The organism is Stenotrophomonas sp. STEN046 (genome assembly GCF_056759755.1).
The window spans coordinates 52,430-61,065 of record NZ_JBRRDR010000027.1; the positions used below are offsets into that span (position 1 = coordinate 52,430).

The following is an 8,636-nucleotide window of genomic DNA, read 5'->3' on the forward strand; positions in this document are numbered from 1 at the left end:
GGCCCGGCGCTACCGCTCGGGAAGGGTCAGCGTACGTCGGTCACGCGCGTGGGCAACTCCCAGGTGCCACCGGGCACGCCACGGCACAGGCCGCCGCTGGTGGAAGAGGTGGCAACAAAGCGCGTCCCATCCCAGGTCCAGGTCTGCTCGGAACCGCAGTCGCCCAGCCCGCGCCCCTTCTGACCGCCCGCAATCTGGCCGTCGTCATAGTCGATGGCATCACTGGTCACCCACTGTGGCTGGTACGGCGCCTGCGGCTGGATCACCCAGAAGCCATCGCCGGTGTTGTAGGCCGCGCGCCAGCACGGCACGCTCACCAGCAGGTGCTTGGCATCCAGGCGCTGGATCTCCAGCGGCGAATTGCTGATGGACAGGTCCGGATCGGCATCGAGCAGGCCTTCGCAGCTCGGTTCCTTCAGCGTCGCGCGCAGGGCGGCACGCAATGCAGGCGAGGTCGCGAGCCTGGCAAAGGTCGGGTCATCCGTCACCGAGGCCTGCGTCGCGGCCTTGCGCACCACCGGCCGCGGCAGCGCAGCCGGTACGCTCGTTTCGGGCGTCGTACCCTTGCGCACCAGTGCACCGGTCGTGCCTATGCGGCCCTGGAATTCATCGGCTTTCAGCAGCACCGCTGCGGCGCCCTTGTCCGACAGCGGCCACGCGTGGCCAGCGGCATCGACAACGCTGATGCCGCCCTCGCGCACCAGCGCCGACAGCAGCGCGGCGATCTTCACCGCGTCCAGCGCGTAGGTGCCCGCATCCTTGCCTGCTGGCAGTGCGCCGAGGTCGCGTTGCTGGATGCGCAGGTGCAGTGCGCCCTTGGGGGTGGGCTGGCCATCGGTCGGCTGCAGTGACAGACGGCCGCGCACCGACTGGCCGGGACCGCCATCGCGGGTTAGCAGCACGCTCAGGGTGCTGTCATCGCCGCTGGCGTAACCGGCGGCACGGCAGGTGCGGGTGTTGTCGCAGGCCACGACCCAATCGTGATGCTGGAAGTAGATGCCTTCCGGCGCGGAGGGGAGCGCGGCGGCCACCGGCCAGGCCAGGGCAATCAGGGGGTAGAGCAGGGCGGAACGCATCGGCATCCTTGCGGGGTAATGGTGAGCCGTACATGGTGCGCCCAGGTGCTGCTGATCGCCAGCGTCGGACAGCCTCAACCCCATCCGCGCCGGTGGTGCGTTCAACCGATCACGATCCCACTGGAGTCCTGTCATGGCCTTCGCCCGTTGTTGCATCGTGTTTCTGCTGGCCTTGCTCGCCTGGCCGACCTCCGCCCAGTCGTCGCGTCGCCCATCGCCACCGCCGGGGACGCCCCCGCTGCTGATCGCCGCAGGCGCCGAGCAGCCGGTGCAGCTGCGCACCGCCCGCATCGAAAGCGAGCTGCAGGCCGGCGTCGCGCAGACCCGCATCACCCTGGAATTCCACAATCCCAACCGCCGCGTGCTGGAGGGCGAGCTGCAGTTTCCGCTGGCCGAAGGCCAGCAGATCAGCGGCTTCGCGCTCGACATCAATGGCGAGCTGCGCGAGGCGGTGCCGGTGCCCAAGGATCGTGGCCGCCAGGTCTTCGAAGAGATCGCCCGCCGTGGCGTCGACCCCGGCCTGCTGGAGCAGACCGCCGGCAACCAGTTCCGCCTGCGCGTGTATCCGCTGCCGGCTGGTGGCAGCCGCCGTGTGCAGCTGGTGCTGCGTGAACCCCTGGCGTTCGCGGCCACGGGCTGGCGTTGGACGCTGCCGTTGCAGTTTGCCGCCGGCGCCGCTGCGGTGGAGCTGAAGGTTCACACGCCCGGCCCTGTTGATGCCGGCAGCGCACCGTTCCGCATCGCCGATGGTGCCCTGCAATGGCAGGGGCGCGGCGCGCAGTTGCCGGCGCAGCTGCAATGGACGCTGCCTGCAGCGCGCACCGCGCAGGTCCAGGTCGCGAAATGGCAGGACGGGCACTACCTGCTGGCGCAGCTGCCGTTGCCCGAGCGCGCCTGGCAGCGCAGCGTGGCTTCGGCGGTTGGCCTGTTGTGGGATGGCTCCGGCTCGGCCGGGCAACGTGATCGCGCCCGCGAGTTTGCTTTGCTGGACCGCTACTTCACCGCGATGGGCGAGGGTATGGTTGCATTGACCGTACTGCGCGACCGCCCTGAACCGGTCCGCCAGTTCCGCATCCGTGGCGGCGACTGGAGTGCGCTGCGGCAGGCGCTGATCGCGGTGCGCCCGGACGGCGCCAGTGCCCTTGCGAACTGGCAGCCGCAGGCCGCCGTGAAGGAATACGTGCTGGTCAGCGATGGGCTGCTGACCTATGGCCCGGACGTGATGCCGGCGTTGGCAGGCGACCAGCGCTTGTTTGCGATCAGCAGCGCCGGTGCCCGCACCGACAGCGCACGCCTGCGTGGCTGGAGCGAATCGCATCACGGCAGCTTCATTGCGCTGGGCAGCGATATCGATGCGGCCGCGCGTGAGCTGCTGTCGATGCCGGCGGACGTGCAGGTGGATGCAGGGCGCGGCGTACAGGATGTGGTAATCGATCGCCGCAGCCTGGCTGACGGTTGGCTGTGGCTGCACGCCCGGCTCGCGGCCGAAGGTGTGCCGATGCGGGTGCGCATCGATGGCGGCGCGTGGCAGGCCTTGCCGGCCACCACCCGAAGCGCCGACGGCGCCCTGCTGGCGGGCTTGTGGGCGCAGGCACGGCTGCAGCAGCTTGCTGTGGACCGTCGCGGCAACCGCCAGGCCATGCAGCAGTTGTCACAGCAGTTCGGTCTGGTTGGCCCGGACACCTCATTGATCGTGCTGGAAACCCTCGACGACTACCTGCGCTATGCGATCCGCCCGGCCGGTGCCCTGCGGGCCGACTATGACCAGCGCTTCGCCCGCCAGGTGGCCGACCGCGCTGCCGAGGATCGTCGTCGCCTGGACCGGGTTGCGGCGCAATGGAAGGAGCGCCAGCAGTGGTGGAACCGCAGCTGGCCCAAGGATGCGCCGGCGCAGTCCAAAGCGCTGGAGATTGCCGCTGCTGACAGCTATGCCGCCGCCCCGGTGGCGATGCTGGCCGCGCCTCCGCCGCCGCCTGCACCGATGGCAGCCGCTCCCGAGCGGCACATGGAGGCCACCAGCGCGCGGGCGCGACGTTCTGCACCGGCCCCCAGCGCGGCGCTGGACATGGTTACGCTTACCGGCTCGGTTGCCGATGCACCGGCGGCGGCCAACAGTGGCAAGCTCGGCATCCAGCTGGCCGCCTGGCAGCCCGATTCACCGGTAGCGCGTCGCCTGCGCCAGGGCCCGCCGTCGCAACTGTATGACCGCTATCTGGCCGAGCGCGATGCGCAGGCCGACAGCAGTGCCTTTTTCCTGGATGTGGCCGACCTGCTGATCGAGCAGGGGCAGCACGATCTTGCGCTGCGCGTGCTGTCCAACCTGGCCGAGATGGACCTGGACAACCGCCACCTGCTGCGCGTGCTCGGTTATCGCCTGCTGCAGGCCAAGGCACCTGCGCTGGCAGTGCCGGTGTTCGAGCAGGTGCTGGCGATGGGCCAGGAAGAACCGCAGAGCTTCCGCGATCTTGGCCTTGCGTTGGCCGCGGCCGGCAAGCCGCAACAGGCGCTGGCGCCGCTGTACCAGGTGGTGGTGCGGCCCTGGGACGGCCGGTTCGACGGCGTGGCGCTGATCGCACTGGATGAGTTGACCAACCTGGTTGCCGGCAGCAAGCCGCGGCTGGATACCACCGGCATCGACCCGCGGCTGCTGCAGGCGATGCCGCTGGACCTGCGCGTTGTACTGGCCTGGGATGCCGACAACAGCGACATGGATCTGTGGGTGACCGACCCCAACGGCGAGCGCGCCTACTACGGCAACCGGCTGACCTGGCAGGGCGGGCAGATGTCGCAGGACTTCACCGGCGGCTATGGCCCGGAGCAGTTCTCGCTGCGCAACGCCAAGCCAGGCAAGTACAAGGTCGAGGCGAACTACTTCGGCAACCGCCAACAGCTGGTCACCGGTGCCACCACGCTGATGCTGCGCCTGAGCACCCATTGGGGCACGCCGAAGCAGCAGGACCAGATGGTCACGATGCGCTTGAAGGATCGCGCCGAGACCGTGCTGGTGGGCGAGTTCGAGGTGCGGTAGCGCCGGGCCATGCCCGGCGGCCGGCGCTGTGATCCTGCGTGACGCTCACTGCGCCGTTGCGATCAGCACGCAGCCCGAACAGGGGGCGCAGCCAGCGCGAGCGGCGGATCAGCAGTTCATGGATCAGCAGGCAGCCGCCGATGGTGCCGGCCAGCAGCAGGGCCGGTTCCATCCACGGCCCCAGCTGCAGCGGCTTGAGCAGGAACAGCAGGCCGATGATCAGGCTCTGGTGCAGCATGTACCAGGGATAGATGGCCTCGGTGCAGTACGGCAACCAGCGGAACGGGCGGTCGAGGAACACCTTGCCCCAGCCGAGGATGGTCAGCAGCGCGGTCCAGACGTACAGCGACTGCGTGGTCCGGACCTGCAGGTCCCAGAACGGTTCGGGCCACTGCCGCAGCGGCGAATCCGGCGGCAGCACCTGGCCAAGCACACGCAGCCCGAGGTACCAGCCCACCGCTGCCAGCGCCAGCCATAGGGTCATCCGGCGCAGGGCGACCACGCGTTCCCAGAACACCGGCTCGCGGGCGAACAGGTAACCGGCCAGGAATACCGTGGCGTACTTCGCGTGCTGGTACCAGTCACCGAGCAGCGCATTGGTGGACGGATAGACCGGCTCCAGCCAGAGCACCCAGGCCAGCAGCAAGGCGAAGGGTATCCCGATCAGCAACGTTGGCGATGCTGCAACGGCGGCGACCGCCTTGCGTACCGCTGCCAACCCCAGCAACGGCATCAGCAGGGCCAGTGCCAGGGTGTAGCTCCACAGATAGGCCAGATACCACAGGTGGTTCCAGGTGATGCCGTACTGCCATCCGGCGAAGCTGCCTTCCGGCCACGGCCGCACCTGCCAGTAGCGCAGCAGGAAGTGGACGAAGCCCGGTGCCACATGGCCGTTGGCCACGCCTTCGCAGTACGGCTGGACCGGCACGATCACGAACATGCCAAACAGCAGGGGCAGCAGCAGCTTCCAGGTACGCAGGCCGGCGAAGCGCAGCAGCCTGCCTTCCGGCCGCATCAGCGCGATGGCGATGCCCGAGATAAGGAACAGCAGCGACATCCGCCAGCGGTTGACGAACACCATGGGCCACTGCAGCCATTCAGCGGTGTGCACGCTCTTGAGGTGGAAACCCCAGTCGTCCACGTAGGCCATGCCGGTGTGGTAGAGGATCAGCAGGGCGAAGGCGAACACCCGCAGGGCGTCGATGTCGTGGCGTCGGGTCATGGTCGTGGCGTGCCGGAAAGTCATGCCAACCTGACGCCGTCCGGCCTGTGCTGCCAGCGCCGAGGGGCCGCTGGCACTGGCGCAGTGACCAATGGCGGAGGTGGTGGGACCAATGGAGCCGCTACCCTCGGTCCCTTGAGGCACGCTGGAGCACCGCAACCCGATGGATCACGCAATGGCACCAGGCCGCCCGCCGCGCTGGCGTACGTCAACCCGTCTACTGCTATGGGCGGCGATCCTGTCGGTCTCGGCGGTGACCAACGCGCTGGTCGAAGTGATGGATGCCGGTCGCCGTGGTGCCGATCTGGGTTTGTGGGAGCCGATGATCTGGGAGTTCAGCAGCCTCGTCCCGATCCTGCTGACCCTGCCGCTGCTGTGGCGGGCCTGCGAGCGTTGGCCGCTGCACGCAGATACCTGGAAGCGGCGGCTGCCGGTGTACCTGCTGGCCAGCGTCGGTTGGTCGCTGCTGCATGTGGCGGCAATGATGCTGCTGCGGCATCTGGCCTATGCATCGCTGGGCTACCGTTACCAGGACGATGCCGGCTGGCTGGAGCGTTTTGCGTACGAATACCTGAAAGATGTGCGCACCTTTGCGCTGTTCGTGGCCCTGGAGCACTTTGCCAGCTGGTTCGGCCGGCGCCGGCAGGGCGAGGCGAGCCTGCTGACCGAGCCCGATGTCGGCCCGCCGGTGGAGCCGGTCGAACGTCCGCAGCACTTCCTGGTGCGCAAGCTGGGCAAGGAGTTCCTGGTCGCCACCGGGGATGTGGAGTACGCACAGGCGGCCGGCAACTATGTGAACCTTCGGGTGCGCGGGCACGACTACCCGCTGCGGATCACCATGGCCGTGCTCGAGCAGCGGCTGGACCCTGCCGTGTTCCTGCGTCCGCACCGCAGCTGGCTGATCCATCGCGGCCAGTTGCGCTCGATCGAACCGCTGGATGGCGGCGAGGCCCTGCTGCACATGGCCGACGGGGCCAAAGTGCCCTGCAGCCGGCGCCAGCTGCCGTTGCTGCGGCAGGCGCTGGGTGGGGCCTGATCCCCTCATTCCGGGCACCCCCGGCCTGCGGTATCATTGACAGTCATCTTTTGAATGCATAACCGCCGACATGATCGAACTGAATCCTGTCCGCCAGCGCATCGCCGATCTGACCGATCGCGTGTTGTCGCTCCGGGGGTATCTTTGACTACGACGCCAAGAAAGAGCGTCTTGAAGAAGTAACGCGGGAGCTGGAAAGCCCCGACGTCTGGAACAACGCCGAGTACGCCCAGAACCTGGGGCGCGAGCGCTCGACCCTGGAAAAGACCGTGGGCGGCATCGCAGCGGTTCTGGAAGGCCTGAGCGACGCCACCGAACTGCTGGAGCTGGCCGAATCCGAACAGGACGAGGACACCGCGTTGGCCGTTGTGGCCGACCTGGACAAGCACCAGGCACACGTGGAGAAGCTGGAGTTCCAGCGCATGTTCTCCGGGCAGATGGATACCGCCCCGGCGTTCGTCGACATCCAGGCCGGTGCCGGTGGTACCGAAGCCCAGGACTGGGCCGAGATCCTGCTGCGCATGTACCTGCGCTGGTGCGAATCGCGCGGCTGGAAGACCGAGCTGATGGAAGTGTCCGGTGGTGATGTTGCCGGCATCAAGTCGGCCACGCTGCGCGTGGAAGGTGACTATGCCTATGGCTGGCTGAAGACCGAGACCGGGGTGCACCGCCTGGTGCGCAAGTCGCCGTTCGATTCGGACAACCGCCGCCACACCAGCTTCACCTCGGTGTTCGTGTCGCCGGAAGTGGACAACAACATCGAGATCGACATCAACCCGGCCGACCTGCGCACCGACGTGTACCGTTCGTCCGGCGCGGGTGGTCAGCACGTCAACAAGACCGAGTCGGCGGTGCGTATCACCCACATCCCGACCAACACGGTCGTGGCCTGCCAGACCGGCCGCAGCCAGCACCAGAACCGCGACAACGCGATGAAGATGCTGGCCGCCAAGCTCTACGAGCTGGAAATCCAGAAGCGCAATGCCGAACGCGATGCGGTGGAAGCCACCAAGTCCGATATCGGCTGGGGCAGCCAGATCCGCAACTACGTGCTCGACCAGAGCCGTATCAAGGACCTGCGCACCGGCATCGAGCGTTCGGACACGCAGAAGGTGCTTGATGGCGACCTGGACGAATTCGTCGAGGCCAGCCTGAAAGCCGGCCTGGCGGTGGGCTCCAAGCGCATCGATGCCTGAGGCCTGGCCAGCGGCAGCGGCAATGCCCGCTGCCCGGGCCGATCGGCGTGGGACGTTGATCGCGTCCCGCGCTGAACGCGCTGCCTGCAGGGCGGGGCGATGATGCGCAGCGAAAGCGAACGCAAGGAACTGGGAGGCTTCCTCAAGGCCTGCCGTGCCCGCGTCGATCCGGCCACCCTGGGGCTGGGCGGTGGACGCAGGCGCACCCCGGGCCTGAAGCGCGAGGAAGTGGCGCTGGCGATCGGGGTCAGCGTCAGCTGGTACACCTGGATCGAACAGGGCCGCGAAGTGCGTGCCTCGCCCGAGGTGCTGGAGCGCCTGGCGCAGGTGCTGCGGATGAGCGATGACGAGCGCGCCTACGCGTTCGCGCTGTCCGGTTACGGGATGCCGCTGGAATCGCCCGACGAGACGGTGACCGACGGCCTGCGGCAACTGGTGCAGGCCATGCAGCCGATCCCGGCCTACGTGCGCACTACCCGTTTTGACATCCTGGCCTGGAACCCGGCCATCGCCGACCTGTTCGTCGATTACGGGCAGTTGGCGCCGCACGAACGCAACACGCTGCGGCTGATGTTCCTGTATCCGCCCTACCGCACGCTGATCCTCAACTGGGAAGAGATGACCCGCGGTCTGCTGGCCAGCTTCCGTGCGGCGATGGCGCAGGCACCGGACAAGGCGCCGTTCCTGGCCTTGGCCGAGGATATCGGTGCGCATAGCGAGCAGTTCCGCCAGTGGTGGCCCGAGCATGATGTGCGCCGGTTCGACGAAGGCGCCAAGAAACTGAACCATCCGACACGTGGGCTGCTGGAGCTGCAGTACGTGGCGCTGGTGCCGGAGAGCCGGCACGACCTGTCACTGGTCACCTACCTGCCGCGCAAGTAGGGGGTTGTTCGGCAGGGCTGCGCCCTGCACCTGCTCAATGCAACGGCCAAAGCCAGAGCCAGAGCTGCATTCCGTGGGGTGGCGGGGGGGGGGGGGGGGGGGGGGGGGGGGGGGGGGGGGGGGGGGGGGTGTGGGTGGGGAGGCGGGGGGCCCCGCCGCCGCCCCCCCCCCCCCCCCCCCCCCCCCCCACGCCCGC

Annotated in this window: 6 protein-coding genes; 4 read left to right on the plus strand and 2 right to left on the minus strand. The window is 68.2% G+C overall.

Going from position 1 to position 8,636, the window contains the following annotated elements:
* Window positions 1-26 precede the first annotated feature (26 nt).
* On the minus strand, window positions 27-1,076 hold the full coding sequence (locus tag ACVOLJ_RS13495) for a DUF1176 domain-containing protein (protein WP_481564325.1): 1,050 nt from the start codon (window positions 1,074-1,076) through the stop codon (window positions 27-29).
* A 133-nt stretch (window positions 1,077-1,209) separates the two neighbouring features.
* Between ACVOLJ_RS13495 and ACVOLJ_RS13500 the strand changes: the two genes are divergently transcribed.
* The gene (locus ACVOLJ_RS13500; RefSeq protein WP_481564326.1) at window positions 1,210-4,104 is read left to right on the plus strand and encodes a VIT domain-containing protein; all 2,895 of its coding nucleotides are present in this window, start codon (window positions 1,210-1,212) and stop codon (window positions 4,102-4,104) included.
* Here the strand turns inward: ACVOLJ_RS13500 and ACVOLJ_RS13505 are convergent.
* Window positions 4,043-5,326: an acyltransferase family protein gene (locus ACVOLJ_RS13505; RefSeq protein WP_481564327.1), complete on the minus strand. Its 1,284-nt coding sequence runs from the start codon at window positions 5,324-5,326 to the stop codon at window positions 4,043-4,045. The two genes, ACVOLJ_RS13500 and ACVOLJ_RS13505, sit on opposite strands and share 62 nt — an antisense overlap.
* A 175-nt stretch (window positions 5,327-5,501) precedes the next feature.
* Between ACVOLJ_RS13505 and ACVOLJ_RS13510 the strand changes: the two genes are divergently transcribed.
* From ACVOLJ_RS13510 to ACVOLJ_RS13520, 3 genes are all read left to right on the plus strand, one after another.
* Window positions 5,502-6,362 carry a LytTR family DNA-binding domain-containing protein gene (locus tag ACVOLJ_RS13510; protein ID WP_481564328.1) on the plus strand — a complete coding sequence of 287 codons (861 nt, stop codon included), beginning with the start codon at window positions 5,502-5,504 and terminating at the stop codon, window positions 6,360-6,362.
* A gap of 70 nt (window positions 6,363-6,432) precedes the next feature.
* A protein-coding gene (prfB, locus tag ACVOLJ_RS13515) for a peptide chain release factor 2 (protein WP_099818762.1) occupies window positions 6,433-7,558 on the plus strand; the annotation gives its coding sequence in 2 pieces (ribosomal slippage) (window positions 6,433-6,507 and window positions 6,509-7,558; 1,125 coding nt in all).
* Window positions 7,559-7,657: 99 nt separating this feature from the next.
* Window positions 7,658-8,440: a helix-turn-helix transcriptional regulator gene (locus ACVOLJ_RS13520; RefSeq protein WP_475279850.1), complete on the plus strand. Its 783-nt coding sequence runs from the start codon at window positions 7,658-7,660 to the stop codon at window positions 8,438-8,440.
* The last annotated feature ends 196 nt before the right edge of the window (window positions 8,441-8,636 follow it).

Coding starts and splice junctions, on each gene's coding strand:
- ACVOLJ_RS13510 (WP_481564328.1), top strand. CDS start 5,502: ATGGCACCAGGCCGCCCGCCGCGCTGGCGTACGTCAACCCGTCTACTG.
- ACVOLJ_RS13500 (WP_481564326.1), top strand. CDS start 1,210: ATGGCCTTCGCCCGTTGTTGCATCGTGTTTCTGCTGGCCTTGCTCGCC.
- ACVOLJ_RS13505 (WP_481564327.1), bottom strand. CDS start 5,326: ATGACCCGACGCCACGACATCGACGCCCTGCGGGTGTTCGCCTTCGCC.
- ACVOLJ_RS13520 (WP_475279850.1), top strand. CDS start 7,658: ATGATGCGCAGCGAAAGCGAACGCAAGGAACTGGGAGGCTTCCTCAAG.
- ACVOLJ_RS13495 (WP_481564325.1), bottom strand. CDS start 1,076: ATGCGTTCCGCCCTGCTCTACCCCCTGATTGCCCTGGCCTGGCCGGTG.